19 protein-coding genes are annotated in these 20,569 nt (G+C 32.2%); all 19 read right to left on the reverse strand.

The annotated features are described in order from the left end of the window. Positions 1–263: 263 nt before the first annotated feature. The 19 genes from H8707_RS12980 to H8707_RS13070 all read right to left on the reverse strand — a co-directional run bounded on the left by H8707_RS12980 (position 264) and on the right by H8707_RS13070 (position 20,520). Positions 264–1,139, reverse strand: coding sequence for a LiaF transmembrane domain-containing protein (locus tag H8707_RS12980; protein ID WP_262430570.1), 876 nt, complete (start codon positions 1,137–1,139; stop codon positions 264–266). Beyond that, positions 1,129–1,908 (reverse strand): hypothetical protein, encoded by a 780-nt coding sequence (locus H8707_RS12985; RefSeq protein ID WP_262430571.1) that lies wholly within the window; start codon positions 1,906–1,908, stop codon positions 1,129–1,131. The genes H8707_RS12980 and H8707_RS12985 overlap by 11 nt, the downstream gene beginning before the upstream one ends. Beyond that, positions 1,908–2,390 carry a hypothetical protein gene (locus tag H8707_RS12990; protein ID WP_262430572.1) on the reverse strand — a complete coding sequence of 161 codons (483 nt, stop codon included), beginning with the start codon at positions 2,388–2,390 and terminating at the stop codon, positions 1,908–1,910. The genes H8707_RS12985 and H8707_RS12990 overlap by 1 nt, the downstream gene beginning before the upstream one ends. Beyond that, positions 2,377–2,940, reverse strand: coding sequence for an RNA polymerase sigma factor (locus H8707_RS12995; RefSeq protein WP_262430573.1), 564 nt, complete (start codon positions 2,938–2,940; stop codon positions 2,377–2,379). Before H8707_RS12995 ends, H8707_RS12990 begins: the two co-directional genes overlap by 14 nt. Positions 2,941–3,033: 93 nt before the next feature. Beyond that, the gene (locus H8707_RS13000; protein ID WP_262430574.1) at positions 3,034–3,603 is read right to left on the reverse strand and encodes a hypothetical protein; all 570 of its coding nucleotides are present in this window, start codon (positions 3,601–3,603) and stop codon (positions 3,034–3,036) included. A 264-nt stretch (positions 3,604–3,867) separates the two neighbouring features. Further along, entirely contained in the window at positions 3,868–5,013 is a 1,146-nt protein-coding gene (gene nagA, locus H8707_RS13005) for an N-acetylglucosamine-6-phosphate deacetylase (RefSeq protein ID WP_262430575.1), read from the reverse strand. A gap of 78 nt (positions 5,014–5,091) precedes the next feature. Continuing rightward, complete coding sequence (locus H8707_RS13010) at positions 5,092–5,769, reverse strand: MtnX-like HAD-IB family phosphatase (RefSeq protein ID WP_262430576.1); 678 nt, start codon at positions 5,767–5,769, stop codon at positions 5,092–5,094. A 24-nt stretch (positions 5,770–5,793) separates the two neighbouring features. Then, the gene (locus tag H8707_RS13015) at positions 5,794–7,326 is read right to left on the reverse strand and encodes a UDP-glucose--hexose-1-phosphate uridylyltransferase (RefSeq protein WP_262430577.1); all 1,533 of its coding nucleotides are present in this window, start codon (positions 7,324–7,326) and stop codon (positions 5,794–5,796) included. Continuing rightward, positions 7,313–8,299: a UDP-glucose 4-epimerase GalE gene (gene galE, locus H8707_RS13020; protein WP_262430578.1), complete on the reverse strand. Its 987-nt coding sequence runs from the start codon at positions 8,297–8,299 to the stop codon at positions 7,313–7,315. Before galE ends, H8707_RS13015 begins: the two co-directional genes overlap by 14 nt. A 13-nt stretch (positions 8,300–8,312) precedes the next feature. Further along, the gene (locus H8707_RS13025; protein ID WP_262430579.1) at positions 8,313–8,504 is read right to left on the reverse strand and encodes a hypothetical protein; all 192 of its coding nucleotides are present in this window, start codon (positions 8,502–8,504) and stop codon (positions 8,313–8,315) included. Between the two features lie 182 nt (positions 8,505–8,686). Beyond that, positions 8,687–10,318 (reverse strand): chaperonin GroEL, encoded by a 1,632-nt coding sequence (gene groL, locus H8707_RS13030; protein WP_262430580.1) that lies wholly within the window; start codon positions 10,316–10,318, stop codon positions 8,687–8,689. Positions 10,319–10,491: 173 nt separating this feature from the next. Further along, the gene (locus H8707_RS13035; protein ID WP_262430581.1) at positions 10,492–10,773 is read right to left on the reverse strand and encodes a co-chaperone GroES; all 282 of its coding nucleotides are present in this window, start codon (positions 10,771–10,773) and stop codon (positions 10,492–10,494) included. 402 nt (positions 10,774–11,175) lie between these two features. Beyond that, positions 11,176–13,323: a DUF3160 domain-containing protein gene (locus H8707_RS13040; protein WP_262430582.1), complete on the reverse strand. Its 2,148-nt coding sequence runs from the start codon at positions 13,321–13,323 to the stop codon at positions 11,176–11,178. Further along, entirely contained in the window at positions 13,316–14,005 is a 690-nt protein-coding gene (locus H8707_RS13045) for a hypothetical protein (protein ID WP_262430583.1), read from the reverse strand. Before H8707_RS13045 ends, H8707_RS13040 begins: the two co-directional genes overlap by 8 nt. Positions 14,006–14,275: 270 nt before the next feature. Continuing rightward, positions 14,276–15,184: a DNA-3-methyladenine glycosylase family protein gene (locus H8707_RS13050; protein ID WP_262430584.1), complete on the reverse strand. Its 909-nt coding sequence runs from the start codon at positions 15,182–15,184 to the stop codon at positions 14,276–14,278. 43 nt (positions 15,185–15,227) lie between these two features. Continuing rightward, positions 15,228–16,013 (reverse strand): response regulator transcription factor, encoded by a 786-nt coding sequence (locus H8707_RS13055; protein ID WP_262430585.1) that lies wholly within the window; start codon positions 16,011–16,013, stop codon positions 15,228–15,230. After that, entirely contained in the window at positions 16,006–17,709 is a 1,704-nt protein-coding gene (locus tag H8707_RS13060) for a sensor histidine kinase (RefSeq protein WP_262430586.1), read from the reverse strand. Before H8707_RS13060 ends, H8707_RS13055 begins: the two co-directional genes overlap by 8 nt. 50 nt (positions 17,710–17,759) lie before the next feature. Beyond that, positions 17,760–19,424 (reverse strand): ABC transporter permease, encoded by a 1,665-nt coding sequence (locus H8707_RS13065; RefSeq protein WP_262430587.1) that lies wholly within the window; start codon positions 19,422–19,424, stop codon positions 17,760–17,762. Further along, positions 19,408–20,520: an ABC transporter ATP-binding protein gene (locus tag H8707_RS13070; RefSeq protein WP_262430588.1), complete on the reverse strand. Its 1,113-nt coding sequence runs from the start codon at positions 20,518–20,520 to the stop codon at positions 19,408–19,410. Before H8707_RS13070 ends, H8707_RS13065 begins: the two co-directional genes overlap by 17 nt. Positions 20,521–20,569: the final 49 nt, after the last annotated feature.

Here is a 20,569-nt window from a genome sequence, read left to right on the forward strand (position 1 = left end):
TTCTAAGTAAATTTTTATAATGTAAGTTCATTGATGTCTTTTATACTTCCCTGATGGTCTTTTCACTTGTCATACTTATAATACCCTATAATTTAACAATAATCATAATGAAATTTTAGTATATAAATCTAAAAGTGTCAAATTATAATCTGCCCCCTAGGCGTGCACCAGAATACACGGTCATAAAAAGCAACGGGAGTTAATTAGAAATTATCTCCCGTTGCAGTATTTACATTAGATCATCATTTAAAACTATAATCAAATTATATTATATCAACTGTAATATCATCTGAGTTCAATATATTGATTAGCTTGCTACCTTCGCCATTTATATATTCGCCGTATTCGTCAAACTTCCAATCTACATTTCCTCTTAAGAAATCCTCTGATTCAACATATGCTTTTACCTTTATATCATTTTCTGAATTCAACCTCATATCTATGCGGCTAATATTGTCCAAAATGAAATTGTTTCTAAAATTATCATATACTAAATCTATACTATAACAATTTCTTAGCTCCACATCAATATCCTTTGGCAAATTTAAGCTTATATCATAAGGCCGCAAATATCCTGTTGGATTGCTCCTATTTTCTTTTAGTGAAACATATATAGTATCTCCTACTTCTTTAAATTGAAATAATTCCTCGTCCCTATATTTAAGTGCTTCTTCTTTGCTGGTTGCACTTATATCAACTTTAGCAGAACCAGTGATGATGTTGTTGTCAACGGCTCTTATGGATAACTTGTCTGTAGATTCATCTAAAATTATCTTTTTAATATTTTCTCCGACAGTATATTCATTTATATCCATATCAAAATGATAGTCATCCGTTACAGCATAGACACGGATTTTAGACAATAATCCGGTTTCAGTCATTGCAAATATTCCTAAATTGGCAATTAATATTGCAAATACTATAAAAATACTCCATACATCATATTTTACTATTACATCTTCCTTATATATAAATCTATAATAAAGTATCTCTAATCCCAACAATATAAGTATCAATGGCCAAAGTTTTAATGCAATGTTCAAGGTTGAGACCTTATTTATCTGAGAATAAAATATCAAAACTCCAAGGGCAATCAATACAATAGCCATAGATATTGTACCTACTCTTTTATTCTTCATTATCTTCATCCTCCTTTATATCGGATTCTTCTATACCTACATGTTTATTCTTCTTTAGTATGAATATCCCCAAAATGATAAACACTAAGGACACAACCGATGTCTGTACATAACGTCTTATCTCCCAATTAATCAAAGGATAGAGTATCCTCTCCAGTATAATAACCACACCTATACCTATAAGAGAAAAACCAACCCATTCAGGCTTAATTGCCGGGAGGTTTATCTCTTTGTAATCAACATCTTCCGTATTCCCATCAACAGTATGCATGGCATCAAAGAAACTATAAAACCATATTAGCGGCAATAAAAACAACAAAAGACTGATTCCCAGCCAGCCCATAAAGAATACGGAAAAGAAAAATGCACCCATAATTATAAGTCCCTTTTCCATCTGTCCCAAATACATATGACCTGCTCCCGGAATAATTGATAATGCTAATGTTACAGTTTTTTTATTGAATTTTTTATCTATTACGGTGTTGTTCATATCCGTCGCCTCACCATTATACAGTTCTCTTAACTCCAGCTTTTTCCAAGCCGAAAATACATCTATCAATGCTATTAACCAAATTACAAGGTATATAACAATAAATAGAACAATAAATCCTTCGCTGCTCGTAAGACCTGCTAAACCGACACACCCTAACAATGCCCCTAATGTCACCATAAAAAATATAATGGCTCTTTCCTTAAGTCCTATATAAAAATGAGATAATCCGGGTATTACCGACAACATAAATGCTATAAATTTACTTTTATCTCTCATTATTTTCCCTCCTTATTTCTTTCAATATTCTCTATGCTACCTAAAAACGCAGAAGTACTATTTACTATCTTTTCAGAAAAATTTACTATTACATTCGGTCTCTGTACTTCCGATATTTCCATTGACTTGGTAATCTTAGGGACCGAATCTACCAGATTTGTGTAAGCTCCACTGAATGTAAGAATTATCGTAACAGCCGCCACTGCAACATAGTATCCGAATTGATAATTAAAAGCCCTCTTATTATCTTTAGATTTTAATACTTTGATTTTATTTTCGGAAATCTTGTTTATTACCTTATCATTAAAATCTTTTTGGATTATATCTTCCGCAGCTAAAATCTCCTTTTCATCTATAAGGGACAAAAATATATCCATGCAAATATCACAATTTGACAGATGTTCCTGCATTTCATCATGCATATCCTCAGGCAGTGCATTATTTTTATATAACAGCCATTCCACAAAATCATAATGCTTCATTTTCTTCCCTCCATTTCTCCCTCAGTAGATTTTTACCTCTATATAATCTTGATGCTATAGTTTTTACTGTTACATCTTCCTCTTTGGCTATTTCTTCATAAGTCATCTCTTTGAAATAGAACTTTTCGATTGCTTCCCTATAGATTTCCGGAATACTATTCAAAGCTTTATTTAATACCTCTTTGTTTTCTTTCTCTACAAGAAGTATTTCGGGATTTTCTCTTTCGGAAGAGCCCACAATATCAATGACACCTTCTGAATTTTCAAGAATTTCTTCTCTGAATCTACTTTTTTTCTTCCTTATCCAGTCAATTGACTTATTTGTTGCAATGCGACTTATCCATGCTTTAAAATTTATATTATCAAATTGATTTAGGGAGACATAAATTTGATAAAAAACTTCTTGTGCAACATTTTCCGCTTCGTCATAATCCTTTATGAAATTTAAAATAATAGCAAAAATATAATTTTTATATATGTCTATGATTTCAGAAAATGCCTCTTCATCGCCACCACATGTTCTCTTAATTAAAAGACTTTCTCTATCCATGCCTCCCCTCCTCTCCTATATTAATTATAACGTAAAGGATAAATAAAATACTGCAAAAAAAGAGAACTTTTTTTAAGTCCCCTTTATTTGTTATTAATTTAATTCAATTGAATAGCCTTCATCACTTTCGCAACTATAGGTGCTTAAGTATCCTTCATAGATTAATTCCAACCCTTCATATTGTTTTATATCCATTGGAGATGTAAGTCCTGGTGGTTTATTTACTATATGTATCCCGCTATTTAGTAAAATTTCACATACAAATTGAGAACAAAAATAATTATATTTTCTTTTCATTGGATAATTAAACATTGCTGTCAATACTCCAAGAAAATTGTAACCATATTTATATGATTCCCTTTTAAATTTATATAGTTCTTTTTTTAATTTTCTATATTGCCTTTTGTTAACCTTTAAACTATATAGAGCACATCTTGTGTTTGGGAATCTAGCAAATGTTCCATTTTCTATATCTTCATGTACAAACCCTCCAAAGATTGGATTATCAGGTTTTAGCCTTCCAAAACTATATAGTTCATTTAGATTTTTATCAAATGCTATTGAGACATGAGTATAGGGAGCTTTTGTATAGATGTTTATTGCTTTTGAAAAAAGCGACCCGCTATGGGACAATAAAATATAAATTCTCTTTTCTTGTGCCATTTTTATTTTCCCCTCTTTTTGTATTTGCTAATATTTATATATTACATGCTGTAGATTAAAACTCAATTAAAATTTTATTACAATAATTATAACGTTAAGTATATTAAAAACTACTGCATTGTAATTCACAAATTACAATTTCAATTACAAAACTTGAGTTGTGACTTAAAAAAGGAAAATTAGGATATTAAAAGGGCTGTAAGTGATAATCTCAATCACTTACAGCCCTCCATATTATTGGTATACAAAACTTATTAATACATCTTATCTTATTGCCTTTCCGGCAATTATAGTTTCTAAAATATTTATATCCTTATCAATAAGTATTAAATCCGCATCCTTTCCAACTTCAATGCTGCCTTTGTTTTTATCTACTTTGATTGCCTTTGCAGGTGTTAAGCTTGCCATTCTTACTGCCTCATGAATTGGTACATCCAAATAATTCACCAGATTATATACTGCATCATGCAAATTAAGTGTTGACCCTGCCAAACTTCCATTTTCAAGCCGTGCTGCGCCACCCTTGACTATTACCTTTTGACCGCCCAATTCATAATCGCCATCTTTAAGTCCTGCCGCTCTCATCGCATCCGAAATCAAAATTGTTTTATCCGGTCCTTTAATCTTAAGAACAATTTTCACAGCTCCGTCATGTAAATGTATCCTATCATAAATCATTTCACAATAAACCCTATCATCTACCAAAGATAAGCCTACGACTCCGGGCTCTCTATGAGAAAATGTCCTCATTCCATTATATATATGGGTAGCAACAGTAATCCCATGGTCTACACCTTTTCTTGCTTCATCATAAGTAGCAGTAGTATGTGCCATTGATACGCTAACTTCATTTTCTTTAAGATAGGAGATTACATCCAATGCCCCTTCTGTTTCTGGCGCAATTGATACCATTTTCAATTTTCCCTTTGAGGCTTCAAGGATTTTCTTCATAGCTTCCATATCCGGCTTTTTAATGTATATTTCAGGTTGTGCTCCCTTTTTCTCTACTGCAAAGAATGGTCCTTCAAGGTGGATACCTAAAATTTGAGATACATCCTTGCCATTTTTATAATTCGCCACATTGTCTATTGCTTTTATAATATTTTCATATGATGATGTAATCACTGTCCCTAAATAGGAAGTGACTCCATTTTTCAAATGAAACGCCCCTATATGATTAAGCGCATCATCCGTTGCGTCCATTATATCAAATCCTGAATTCCCATGATTGTGAATATCAACAAAACCAGGAGCCAAAAAATATCCCTTTCCATCTATTATTTCATCATATTCATCAGAAATAACTGATTCTTGGGGCAAAATATCAACAATTTTGCCTTTCTTTATTATTACTGCGTGTCCAGTCATTACTTCATAAGGTGTAATCAATTTCACATTTTTAATTAACATTAAAAACCCCTCCTATATATTGACTATTATTTACAATATGTCATAATAACAAATGTCCCTCTTCTTCATTAATAGTCCTTAACTTTTCACTTCAAATATTCTTTTATTTATATCATTGAAGTCCTTCCAAGGTATATGCTCGATTCCATTCGAGATGCAATATTTTAAAAGAGAATCCTTAGCAAATACCACATCTGCAATATTTGCGACCTTCTTGTCCGTATTTCCGTCTCCTATGAATATAACTTTCTTATATTTATCTTTATATCTTCTGTAATGCCTTAATTTACAATTGCCGCAAGGACCATATTCGCAACAATTTAAATCATCACCATCATGAAATTGTATAGTGATATCACGGCCATTAAATTTTAAATGATTCGCTAGGATTGTAGCATCTTCTATTCCATACTTATTTAAAATAGATTTTATGCCATTGTCAAATCCACCGCTTACTATAGCAAATTCTATATTATGGGATTTTACATTGTTATAGAAGTCTATAAAGCCATCTGTTAACTGAAATCCGTTTACAATGAAATCAATATATTCTTCCTCAGTTAATTTTATTTCACTGAATAAACTATTAAAAAGATTTATTAGATCTATTTCCCCACGATCATATAATTTCCCTAATTCTTTTACCTTCTCACTTGCATATTTGTTTTCCAAAACATCATTTGTATCTTCAGTTGTGATTGTACCATCAAAATCAACTAATATAGCTATGTCCTTTAAGTCGTTTATTTCTATCATTCAATTCTCCTTTTGAGCTTATAATCAATTTGCCAATAATGCAAGTCTACATTTATTAAATGCCTTTTTCCCTATATTCGTTTCTTTAAATACTCCTGCATCCTTTAGAACATTTAAAAACACTTCACCAATTTCCTTATTCAATATTTCGTCCAAATTTTCTTCAGATATTTTATGTTTGTCCAAGATACTTAATACCCAAGTATAATGCTTATTCAAATCTATATTATTTTTTATCCCTTCTATATCGTCATTTAAAAGATAAGTTTTTAATAATTCCATCTCAGTCTTAAGCCTAGATGGAAGTACAGCAAGACCCATAACCTCTATTAGACCAATATTTTCCTTCTTAATATGGTGATATTCTTCTCTGGGATGAAATATCCCATATGGTCTATCTCCGGTGGTTCTATTGTTTCTTAAAACCAAATCCAACTCATAAAACTCATCTCTAAATCTGCATATGGGGGTTATGGTGTTATGTTCTTCCCCATTTGAATGGGATAGTATGTCCACTTTCTCATCATCATAATCCTTCCATCTTAAAAATATATCATAGGCTGTGTCAGTTAGTTCTTCTATTGATTTCCCTTTGAGGCGAATTGCACTCATTGGCCATTGTATCGTACATGCCTTTATGCCATTTTTCAAGTCTATTTTATTTTCTTCCTTTGCTTCTGCCATTGGAAATGTATAATTACCGCTTTGAAAGTGATCATGACTGAGGATAGATCCCCCAACTATAGGTAAATCAGCATTGGAGCCAATAAAATAATGAGGAAATATGCTGACAAATTCCAATAGTCTTCTGAACGTCATTTTCGTTATTTTCATAGGCTCATGGGTTTCTTTAAATACTATGCTATGCTCATTATAATAGACATATGGTGAATACTGTAAATACCACTGTTCCCCAGCCAATCTAACTCCAATTACCCTATGATTGCCCCTAGCCGGATGATTGAGCCTACCGGCATAGCCTTCATTTTCTTTGCATAATAGACACATTGGGTAGTTTGAAAACTTTAGTTCTTTAGCTCTTGCTATGGCTCTGGGATCCTTTTCAGGTTTAGACAAATTTATAGTTATATCCAATATTCCATATTCTGTTTTATATTTCCATTTTATGTCCTTCGCAATTCTCTTTTGCCTTATATAGTTTGAATTCTTAGCAAGATTATAGTAATAATCCGTAGCTTTCTGTGGAGATATTCTGTAGTTCTTCCAAAATTCATCTTCTATTTGGGAAGGCATTTTAATAAGCTGAGAAATAATCTTTGTATCATATAAATCCAATAAATCGTTGCTGTCATCTTCCACTCTATCGTTCTCAACTGCCCATAGTCTTATATTTCCCAATATATCTCCTACTTCTAAATTTCCCTTAAATTTATCCTTGGGCTCATTATAGGAATCCAGCTCCAAAGCATCCAACAGCCTATTGATCCCATATGTCCTGTCCCTTATTTCAATCAAACCTTTTAGTATTGCAAATTCAACCAGATTTCTTATCTCTTCGTTTATATCTATCATATTATCACCACTAATTAAACCCATTCTCATGTGTTTTATGAAACTTCCATGCAGAAGAAATTATATCATTTATATCGGTATACTTTGGTCTCCAACTTAAAATATTTTTAGCTTTTTCCGAGGATGCCACCAATATTGCCGGATCTCCTAATCTTCTTGGAGCAATCTCGTTTTTAATTTTTTGCCCTGTTACTCTTTCAGATGCATGGATGATTTCCTTAACTGAAAAGCCCATTCCATTGCCTAAATTGAATATATCGCTTTTATTTCCTTTCTCCAAATACTCCAATGCCAATAAATGTGCCTCTATTAGATCCATTACATGAATATAGTCCCTAATACAAGTTCCATCTTTTGTTTCATAATCATCTCCAAAGATTAGAACCTTTTCTCTTTTACCCAATGGAACTTCCAAGACTAATGGTATCAAATGAGTTTCCGGACTGTGAGCCTCGCCAATATACCCGCTTTCATGGGCTCCCGCCACATTGAAATATCTTAAAGATACAAATTTAATCCCATGAGCTATATCTACCCATTTCATCATCTTTTCCATCGCCAGTTTTGTCTCTCCGTACGGATTTGTTGGATTCGTTTCATCCGTCTCCAATATCGGAACGGATTTTGGCTCCCCATAGACCGCCGCAGTTGATGAAAATACAATTTTTTTTATGTCATTTTGAGACATTGCTCTGAGTAACATTTCGGTACCGTATACATTGTTGTCAAAGTAACTAAGTGGTTCACTCATGCTTATACCCACCAATGAATTTGCAGCAAAGTGAATTACCGAATCAATCTCCTGCTCCGTGAACACCTTATTTAAAAAATCTAAATCTCTTATATCTCCCTTGTAAAATATTGCATCCTTGTGGATAGCTTTACTATTACCCGTCTGAAGATTGTCTACTACTACCACTTTTTGTCCCAACTCTATCAGCTTGTAAACACAATGTGACCCTATATATCCTGCCCCACCGCAAACAAGAACTGACATATTAACACCTCCGTTAAATTTTCTCTATACTATTTATTTCATCGATATATATTTCATATATATATTTATTTACCTTTACATCGATACTATCTTTCTCTGGGTCATTTTCTATGGCGTTAGTATATCCAATACAATTACCTATAAGTATCTGTCCATCATTTAATGTAATTTTTATTCTTCTTTCAACATATTCTTTCAGATTCATTCTCTCACCTTACCTTGCTTATATGTATATATTACCATAATAAAATGTTTGATAAAAGCCAATAGATAATATAATTCAATTTGTTTATCAAACCTAAAAAGGCCTAACAAAATTTTACTTAAAATTTTGTCAAGCCTTTTAAAAAATAGAATCTATTTAAAATAAATTAATCTTGGGCTTTATTACATCATACCCATTCCGCCCATTCCGCCTCCATTCATAGGTGGCATTGGTTCTTCACTTTCTATATCTGCTACAGCACCTTCTGTTGTCAATACCATTGCTGCAACTGAAGCTGCATTTTGCAATGCTGAACGAGTTACTTTAGTTGGATCGGAAATACCAGCTTGAATCATATTTACATAAGATTCAGATAGCGCATCAAATCCTATTCCTGCTTCTTCTGATTTAACCTTTTCTACTATAACAGAGCCTTCTAGTCCTGCGTTTGCTGAGATTTGTCTTACGGGTTCTTCTAATGCTCTTACAATAATATTGATTCCAGTTTTTTCGTCACCATGAGCTGAATCTAATAATTTGGAAACGGCAGGAATTACATCTATTAGTACAGTTCCACCACCCGGTACCATACCTTCTTCAACTGCAGCACGAGTTGCTGATAAAGCATCTTCAATTCTTAATTTTCTTTCTTTTAATTCTGTTTCTGTAGCAGCACCAACTTGAATAACAGCTACTCCCCCTGCCAATTTTGCTAATCTTTCTTGTAATTTTTCTGCATCAAATTCTGATTCAGTATTTTCAAGTTGAGCTCTTATTTGTTTAATTCTGTTTTGAATCTCTGATGAATCTCCCTCACCATTAACTATAACAGTGTTTTCTTTATCTATTTTAACCTTTGCTGCTCTACCTAACATTTCAATTTTAGCTTCTTTCAAGTCATATCCCAATTCTTCTGATATTACAGTTCCACCTGTTAAAATAGCAATATCTTGTAACATTTCTTTTCTTCTGTCACCAAAACCAGGAGCCTTGACAGCTACACAGTTGAAGGTTCCTCTTAGTTTATTCAACACCAAGGTAGCCATAGCTTCCCCTTCAATGTCTTCAGCTATAATAACAAGAGGTTTGCCCATTTGTACTATTTGTTCAAGTATAGGCAGGATTTCCTGTATGTTGGATATCTTCTTATCTGTAATTAAAATATATGGATTATCGTATTCTGCTAACATCTTTTCAGTATCGGTTACCATGTAAGCTGAAACATATCCTCTGTCAAATTGCATACCCTCTACAACATCTAATGTAGTCCCCATGGATTTTGATTCTTCTACAGTTATTACACCATCGTTACCAACCTTTTCCATAGCATCGGCTATCAGTTTACCAATTTCTTCGTCTCCTGCAGAAATTGATGCAACTTGAGCTATGGATTCTTTTGTTTCAACTTTTACTGAAAAATGTTTGATTTGATCTACAGCTGTATCTACTGCTCTCTTGATACCTTTTTGAATAATCATCGGATTTGCACCAGCAGCTACGTTTTTAAGGCCTTCCCTTATGATTGCTTGAGCCAATAAGGTAGCTGTTGTAGTACCATCACCTGCTACATCATTAGTTTTTGTTGCAACTTCTTTTAATAATTGAGCACCCATATTTTCATACTTATCTTCTAGTTCAATTTCCCTAGCTATTGTAACGCCATCATTTGTAATCAATGGTGCGCCAAATTTTTTATCAAGAACAATGTTTCTTCCTTTAGGTCCTAATGTTACTTTAACCGTATCAGCTAATTGGTTTATACCTTTTTCCATTGAACGACGAGCGTTCTCACCAAACTTTACTTCTTTTGCCATTATATACACACTCCTTTGGAATTTACTAAGTAAATTTAATTTTCAATTCACATTTACAGTTAACAATTCACAATTATTCGAGTCGTACTATCGGGTATTTTTGTAAGTCCCTAATTTACTGCTTTCACAATTGTGCATTCTGCATTGTGATTTGTGAATTGATTTGAATCGTCTTATTCTACTACCGCCAAAATATCGCTTAATTTTAAGATTGTTAACTCTTCATTATCAACCTTAATTTCTGTTCCTGCATACTTAGAAAATATAACCTTGTCGCCTACTTTAATAGTATCCTTTTTCTTTTCATCATCGGTTATTTCACTTCCAATAGCTAAAACTTCAGCCATTGATGGTTGTTCCTTCGCCGTACTTGGTAAAACAATACCACTTTTTGTTTTCTCTTCTACCTCAACTTTTTTAATGACTAATCTGTCTCCTAATGGTTTTAAGTTCATTGTATACCTCCTTAAATTATAAAATCTTCATCATATTTTGTTAGCACTCACTAATAACGAGTGCTAACAACTACCTATTATATTAATAAAAAATGAATTTCTTATCAAGCTTCATATTTTCTTAATATTCCCATATAATCCACTATTTTATATAAAAATCTCTATTTATCTATTTTTTTCTTTAATTTACTTAACTTATCAGCCTGTTTTATAAAAATATCAAAAAAGCTATTTGAAAAATAAAATTAGGATCAAATTTTTCGTAAAACCCACCAATGTTTATTGTTTCCCAATTAAATTTTTCAATACTATAAATCAATCAAACTCACAATTCACATGCTTCAGTATTGTTATTATGATGGTTTTGCTCTCCTATTGTAAAATGTGAACTGTGAATTGACATTAGTATGGCCATGGTATTTCTCCTTTTCCTTCCTTAATAAAGGAATTAGTCCATTCCGGCATAGGGGGTTTGTTATCTTTGTTGATCATTTCCTGCCAAGCTTCATCTGTCAATCTTTCCTCCGAAATAAATTCATGATAACTAAAGACAGCACCCCTTGTAAGATACAATTCGCCTGCAATTGGAACCACAACATATATTTCATAGGCAGGACCTACTCCTGCTTCCATATATCCGCTTTTGTCATATATATTTGGTGCTACGGTATGGAAATCCGCAATTACTGCCATATTTTTATCCGTTTCTGAGGTTATCTCAAACCACCTAGCATCTCCTTCTACAAATGAATTCATAAGGTCTTCAAGAATAGCACCATAATATCCGATTTTATTATATTCTTCTTCACTCAATTGTTCATTATTTAGTTGTTTTACTGAGCAATTGATAAGGAACTCAAGTAAATCTTCAAATTTTATCATTTTCTCATCTATGCTTTCAATGCTTAGGTTCCTTATATTTAAGTTCTCCCTTGAAAATTCAGTTAGCCACAAAAGCTTTTCGTAAACTTCTATATTGGGCTCTACATATCCAACAACGAAATACCCGCCGCCGCCTTTTTCTGCACCGCTTTGCTTTCCATAAAGGATTGTATCGTGCTTCAATTCTGACCAGCTGCCAAGGGCTGTATTCAAATCTTTAAGCTCCCATGCCTCATTGGTCATAAATGAAGGATAACCATCGCCGAAAGGCTCTAATAATCCCTTTAATGTCCATATCCATCCATTATATATATTTGACATCCATTCATTGTCCGTGGCTTTAGAAAATCTATCTCTTAGAGAATTAAAAACTTCCGGATACTTATCCCAGTATTTATTTTCCTCCTTTTCAAGCTGTATTTCTTCTGCTTTTTTAGAACCAAGAACTCCCATAACATCAAGTCCGGAAGGTATTGGTCTTGATATAGGTTCAACCAGTTGTTGAACTATATCTGCATCCAGTACATATCTTTGACCCATAAACCTAAACTGCTTTCCGCTTGGAGTGCTTACAGAAGTATATTTAGCCTGAATCTTCGGTTCCGGTAATTTGTCCGCTTCCTCATAAAATTTATCCAATTTTTCTTTGTCATTGAATTTATTAAGATCCGGATTTTTCCCATATATCTTAAATAGCAATTCTCCATATTCATAAATACCTAAATCATCTGCATTTCCAACAAAGAAGTTTGTGGGTTCATATATATTTTGCCATTTATCGAAAAATTCCTTGTTGCTATACATGGTAAAGGTAATTAAAAGTGCCTGAAGTGTTTGCTCCACATTTCTCTCTTTTATCCCGCCTTTTTCTGTATATAGTGCAAAAGGTGCTTGCCCATACCACATCATAGCCTTAAAATAAAGGCCCAAATCCTCACTTCTTGTATAATGCCCCCTTGGTACATACTGACTATAATCAAGTTCATATGGGAATATTGCTGACTGAGCAAAGCCTTCATGAGCATTTATTAAATCGAATTCCTTATTTGCCATTTCAAGAGCTTCTTTGGGAAAATCATCAGTCAGAGACTTATTTAGACAGAGTTGTGCGGTGGCAAAGAAAGCAATATTTTTTAGTTGTGCTGACTTTACCTCTTCATCGCTGATATCATTGTAGACATCAATTGAAGTTTTTAGCATTTTATCGGTTAACTCTACCAAAATTCCTAAAAGCTTTTCATTTTCTAAAGTCCTTAGATAATAGTCATAAAAAATATGGTAAGTATGCAGTACAGAATCAGTCGTAATAAATGAGGGAATCTCTAAATATTCATTTTTCTCATATATATAGAAAAGCTGCTCTTCCTTGGTTGGGTTAACTACAAAATTGTTCTTAAGGATTAAATCCAGCTGTTCTGCGGAAAATTCTCCAAATTTATCCGCATTTTTTATGTTAGACAAATCCTCACTCACCTTATATGGCTTCACCTTTGCAGTGAAATTTACAGGATTGTAAGGAACATCAACATTTTGCGGTTCAAATTTCTCAAGTTCATAAGATGTCTCCTCTACATTGTCCTTTACGGCTGAATTTGCACAGCCAACAAAACTTAATGCTAAAACAAGTACTAAAGAAATAAATGAAAAAACTTTCTTTTTACTAAACATCTCCTACCACCCTTTCTATGGTTAATATACCATCACAATAATTTAAAACTCCCTTAACTCTATGCCCGGCATCACTATATTCAATATGAACAAGGTCATCCTCTTCATGGGCAGTGAAAATATCCTCATAATTGCTGCTTTGCACAAAGGATTCAAATCCAAAGCCTTTCCACTTATATGTGTTTATAACTTTATCCCCACTATCGAGTATTTCAATTGAGATAAGCTCATCTACTTTATCTCCGTCAATATCATAAAATATGTAATCTGTAAAAGGTCTTGACAACCTAGATCCCCTCCACTTAGGGTGAAGAGAATTTTCTACAAAATTATATACAAAAGGACGCTTAGCCATTATGGGATGAAATAGAGTCTCTTTATAAACGCCTATTGATATTTCACAAATCCCATCACCATCTACATCACCCACAGCCACTTTCCAAGGTTTTAATTCTGAAAAATCTTCCCTATATATTTCCTTCCCATCATTAGAATATATTATAATTTCTTCTCCATATTTTCTAAATGCTCGCTTCATTAAAACAATCGACTCATTTTCATCGTCACCATTTATGTCTCCGATATTCTCATCTAAAATCAATCTATGAGACGAAAACACAAAAAAGAGAAATATTAGAAATATAAGTGTAACCCCTAAAAATACACATTTTTCCCATTTCATAATATCCCTCTTAATCCATATAAATGTTTTTTTAATTATATAATAAAATAAGTGGAAAATAGTTACATTTAGTTTACATAACAATGACAAAATAAATACAATGAACCGTATCAATTCACAATTAGCAGTTCACAATTAAAAAACAGTGACTAACATGGGATTCTTCACTTCGTTGTTCTAGAATGACTCTTGCAATTATTATACTGCCTTTTGTTGTTCACTATTCACTGTTAGCTATTCACTATATTTTTATCTTTTATCTTTTATCTTTTACCTATTACCTATTACCTGTTTCTTCTCTTTTCCCAAGTTTAATTCCCTTGCATAATAAAATAAATATTGTTGAGCAAAGCCTGCAAGCTTACCAAATATTCTGGCTCCGTGCATACCTATATGTTTTACATTGGTTTCCTCTTTTAGATAAAAATATTCCATAACCCTTTTTACCCAAACATCAACCGGAAATGCATCGCTCTTATCAAAGGCAAACAGCAGTATGCAATCACTTACCTTTGGTCCAACTCCCGGCAATGTTGTCAATAGATTTTTCCCTTCTTCTCTTGATAAATTATATATACAGTTTAAATCAAATTCCTTATTTGCTACAAGCCTGCTTACTTCTTTAATCCTCTCTGCTCTAAAACCTACCCTATATTTATCTTTTATATAATTTGCATCCAAATTAGCTAGCTTTTCAGGCACAGGAAATCCAAAATAATCTTTCCCATTCCATGTACCCGCATAGTCTCCCAAATCATTTGATATAAGTTCAACCGCCTTCTTTATCCTAGGTATTTGGTTGTTTGCGGAAATGATAAAAGAAATAGTCGTCTCAAAAGGCTCTTGATTTAATATCCTCATACCTTGTCCAAAACTTATTGCTTCTTTGAGAATAGGATCTTTTGATAGCTCTCTTTTTATTTCCCCATAGTCTCTATCCAAATCAAAGTATCTGTACCATATATTTCGAAAATCTTTCATATCGGTGTTAGAAAATATTATATCGCATCCGTCCTTTTTTACATTGATTACCTTTCCATAAGCTATGGCAGTATAGCTGTTATCTTCTTCAAGATGCCATCTAAAACATTGCCCGCATTCAAATATATGCTTAGGATCAAAATCCAGCATATTTTTTATTAAAACTGCATTTTCTCTTTCAATTAAATCGTAATTCATAATGTCCCCTCTTTCTGCTTTAAATTAATAAAATCCAATAATTTTATGAAAGTGATTCCAAAAAAACTGTAGGCGATGCCCCAATATATTTTTTAAACACTATGCTAAAGTATTTATAATCTTGAAATCCAACATTCTCTGCGATCTCATAAATCATAAGTTTGCCATCCTTCAACAGCTGTATTGAAATTAAAATTCTATATCTGTTCAAGAAATCATTGAATGTATAGTTTGTCTCATGTTTGAACAGGTTATTTAAATATACCGATGAAAGTTCCATTTCATCACATAAATCGTTTAAAGAAATTTTATTATTATAATTATTCTCGATATAATCTATCATTTGTTCAACATGCTTGGATTTATTTCCAACTGAATTATAATGCTTGATATTCAAAACTTTCTCATATAAATTGATTTCATTTTGCGACTGTATTTTTGCCTTAGCTTTTTTCTTATCTCCTAATTTTCGGGTTATTTTATTAATAGCGTCATTCAATTCTTCGAAATCTATTGGCTTTAATAGGTAATCAGTTACTCCAAAGGTAATTGCCTTTTTTGCATACTCAAATTCACTATATCCTGAAACTATAATAGTTTCATAATCTAATTCACTCCTGCTTTTTTCAAGCATTTGGATGCCATCCATAAAAGGCATCCTAATGTCTGTAATAACTATATCAGGTTTTAGTTCTCTAATCTTCTTCAGACCTTCTATTCCATCCCTAGCTTCTCCTGCCACTATGCAATTTAGTTTCGTCCAATCCACCATATATACCAGACCTTTGCGAATTATATCTTCATCTTCTACTACAAGAATCTTATACATTCTTCACAACTCCTATTATCGGTATCAGTATTTTAACTTTCGTGCCATTTTTATCACTTTCTATATCTACGCCATATTCATCCCCATATAACAATTTTATCACCCTATGAACATTATATAAACCAATGCTATTTGGTGCAGCACTTTCATTTTGAAAAGTATTAATTATTCCTTCTAACTTATGTTTTTCTATTCCTATGCCATTATCTATAATTAAAACTCTAATATCATTTTCATATTTATCTATTCGAATAGCAATATCTAAATGATTTGTATTTTCAATGCCATATTTTATACTATTTTCAACGATAGGCTGAAGTATCAACTTTGGAACCATATTATCTAACAAGGCATCATCAACCTCAATGCTATAGTCCAATCTTGAATTAAATCTCATTTTTTGTATTTTCAAATAATCTTCAAGATAGGATATATCGGTTTTCAATGGCACTTCCACACTTCCATAGTATATATTGTATCTCATCAAATTAGCAAATGATACAACCATATCTGATGCCCTTTTTGGATCAAATAATATTTCATATTTTAGCATTTCTAAAACATTAAATAAAAAATGAGGATTGAACTGACTTTCCAGATGTTTGATTTCAGTGAGTCTTTTCCTTTCAGCAATCTCTTCATTTCGTTTAATTAAGTTTTCTATTTGAGAAGTCATACTATTAAATTCATCATATATTATTTGAAATTCATCAAATGTCTTTGATTCAATTCTGTAATCTATATTTCCTTCTTTCATTTGAGATACAGCGTAAATTAAGGAATCAAATGAATGAAGACTCCGCTTAGCTACCACGGGGGATAGCCACATAATAAGAATGAGAATCAAAATGCTGATGATTAAAGATGCAAATATGCCAACTTTAAGAAATTCTTGATGCCTGCTTATAGATGTCATAGTGATTATATTGATATTGCCATTCTGAATACTATTTTTTTTAATATAATAACTTTTATTATTAAAGGAAACAAATTTTTTACCGTCATTCTCCAATTTAAATTTCCCCATATTATCAGCTAATGACTCATTTGTGGTATAAAATATATTGTTGAATCTATCTGTTAAAGCTATGCTATCCACATCTTTCAAGCCCACATAATTCTTTAAGTCATCTTCCTTTATATAAAATAGTAAATAACCCAACGTTTTATTATCCTCTACAATAGGCTTGCCAAACAGCAAGTGTGGTCTTGGTCTGCCATTATAATCAAATATATCTAATGTCATATCAACTGTATTGATATCTTTTAATAGATAATAAGATAAATTTTCAATAGACTTTTCAATTTTTGAAAAATTTGAATCAACACTATAAAAATTAGTTGTTATTATGTTAAAGTCCTTATCTGCAAGAACAAAATTTGCTCTTACATTATTTTCATTGCAGTATTTATAGAGCAGCATATTTGCATTCATTAAGTAATCTTCATTATTGATAGCTCTCTTTATAAAAGTATCGTCCCCTAAAATCAATAAGTTTTCCTTATGTTTATCAAATTCCTTATCAAGAAAATTAGCTAACCCTTCATTGTACAAATCGTTAACCCTTATAACTGTGTTTCTGAAATTTAAATATAAGGATGCAATAAATAATATTAAAATTAAACCAATCAATAAGATTGCATAGTTGATGAAAATTTTATTTATGTAATCCTTAAATTTGTTTGTATGCTTCATCAAAACACCACCAATAATAATATAAACAAGACAAAAAAGTCTTGTTTATATTATACACCTATTTCTTTTTTACCGGTCAATTTATAGAATAAAAGCAACGAGACTATTGATGTAAGGGTTAAAACCGTTGAATAAGCTGCAGCATTCCCATAATTTCCCCGAATTACCTCCGTATATATAGCAACAGTTAAAGTCTGCGTTTTATTGGTATAAAGAATTATTGAAGAGCTTAATTCACTTATTACAGTTACCCAACTCATTATAGCACCTGCAATGACACCCGGCATCATCATAGGAACAATCACCCTAGTAAATGCCCTTGTTTCAGATGCTCCCAAACTAATTGCCGCCTCCTCAATACTGGGACTAATTTGACTGATAATAGCTGTACTTGAACGAATTGTATACGGCATCCTTCTTATTGCAAATGCTATTATCATTATTATAGCTGTTCCACTTAAAAGAAGAGGTTTTTGATTAAAAGCAAATAAAAAGGCTATCCCTAAAACTGAACCGGGAATTATAAACGGAAACATTGTAATAGTATCTAAAGTTGATGTTAAGGAATTTCTTTTCCTAACGGTTAGATAGGAAATCAATATTCCAAGTACAATAATAATTAAAATTGCAGCCAATCCCAGTTTATAGGTATTAGGTATTATAGAATTGTCTTTAGCCAATAAAGTAGCCCTATAACTATCTAGTGAAAACCCCTTAATAAATACCTGTCCTCCTCTATTTTTTAAAAATGAAGTATAAATTACTACAATTTGCGGTAATATTGCCAACAAAACAGTAAGATAAACAAATAGATGAGCGAAAATATTCTTTATACCCTTTTCTTTTTGCGGCATCATAGGTTTTAATGCCGTCATAGAATAAGAATAATGATTTGCTACAAATCGCTGAATTAAAAACAATAATATTGTTAATGCAATTATAATTACACATAAAGCTGCGGCAAACCCATCATCTCCTCCAACTTCACTCATAAATTGATTATATATTAGAACAGGCATAGTTTTGAAGCCTTCCCCAATAAGCATCGGAGTACCAAAATCTGCAATTACCCTCATAAACACTAATATACAGCTGGCGAGAACCGTAGGCATTACCAATGGAATTATGATCTTAAATACTCTTTCAAGGCTGGTATATCCTAGGCTTTCAGCCGCCTCATCCAATGAATTATCAAGATTTTTTAAGGCTCCGGATATGTACATATAAACCAGAGGAAATGATTGCAGTGTCAAAACCAAAACAATTCCCGGAAATCCATATATCCCGTTGAATTGTAATTTAAATATTGAATTTATAAACTTTGTTAACACTCCATTTCTTCCCAACAGTTGAATCCAAGCATAAGCCCCAATAAATGGAGGGGATAGATATGAAATTATTATCAGAGTTTCTACAATCTTATTTCCAAATATTTTTATCTTCCTCATTAAATATGCAATCGGAAGGCCCAATGCTACAGACAATAGGGTAACAACTATTGTGACCTTAAAACTGTTTATCAAAGTAACCCAGTAAAATTTATTGGTAAAAAATTTGGTTAAATAGCTAAGTGTAAATGCCCCTGTATTTGGATCTACTATGCTTTTTTTAAGTACTAAAAACAATGGGTATACTGTGAAAAGTAGAAAAAATGATAGTATGATTAGTGCCAAAATATTCCATATATTAAATTTATTTTTAGCTGGCATATTCATGCTTTTCACCTACTTGAATCAAAGTTTTTTGACTATTACAATCAAAGACATTTATTTTATTGGGTTTTACTTCTAAATTTATTCTAGTACCATTTGGTATAATATCGCTTAGATCTGAATTTTGAATTACTTCTATCTCTTTACCATCTTCCAATGCCACAAAGTAATGAGTATTTAAGCCTAAAAACATACTCCCTTTAATTATTCCTTTGATGCCTTCTTCATTTTTACTAATGATAAATTCATGAGGTCGCACTGATACCAATACTTTTAAATCATCTTTGATATCATCCCTTAAATTATCCATTTTTACAATATAATTATTGTCAAAGTTTATATTCCTTTCCCCTCCATTTGTCTCAATGTTAGCCTCAAGTATATTTGAAACCCCTATAAAATTTGAAACGAATACGTTCAAGGGCCTTTCAAATACTTGCCTCGGAGTCCCAATTTGTTGAATCTTGCCTTCATGCATAACAGCAATTCTATCTGAAACCGCTAAAGCTTCTTCTTGATCATGGGTTACATATACTGTAGTTATTCCAACTTGTTGCTGAATATTTTTAATTGCATTTCTCATCTCAACTCTTAATTTAGCATCAAGATTTGACAGTGGCTCATCCATCAATAAAACTTGAGGGTGTATCACAATAGCCCTTGCTAAAGCAACCCTCTGCTGCTGACCCCCTGATAATTTATCAGGCATTCTGTCTTTATACTCATCGATTTTTACAATATCCAATATTTCCTTAATCTTGTCCTCAATTTCTTGTTTACTTAATCCCCTATTTTTTAATCCAAAAGCTACATTTTCTTTTACAGACATATGGGGAAAAATTGCATAATTTTGAAATACCATACCCATATTTCTTTTATTAACCGGAATGTTATTTATAACATTGCCATTAATTTTTATTTCTCCGCCCTCAATTGTATTAAAACCTATAATCATTCTTAATAAAGTTGTTTTTCCACATCCCGATGGCCCCAATAGAGTGAAAAACTCACCGGGACTAACCATTAAAGACAAGCCGTCAATAATTGTCTTATCCCCATATCGTTTTACAACATTTTCTATGTCTATTGATACACTCACACTTAATCCTCCTATCTGTTAAAATTCCTTATACAGAACTTAAAAAAAT

Origin of the sequence: Paratissierella segnis (assembly GCF_014385195.1) — a bacterium.
Classification (GTDB): domain Bacteria; phylum Bacillota; class Clostridia; order Tissierellales; family Tissierellaceae; genus Paratissierella; species Paratissierella segnis.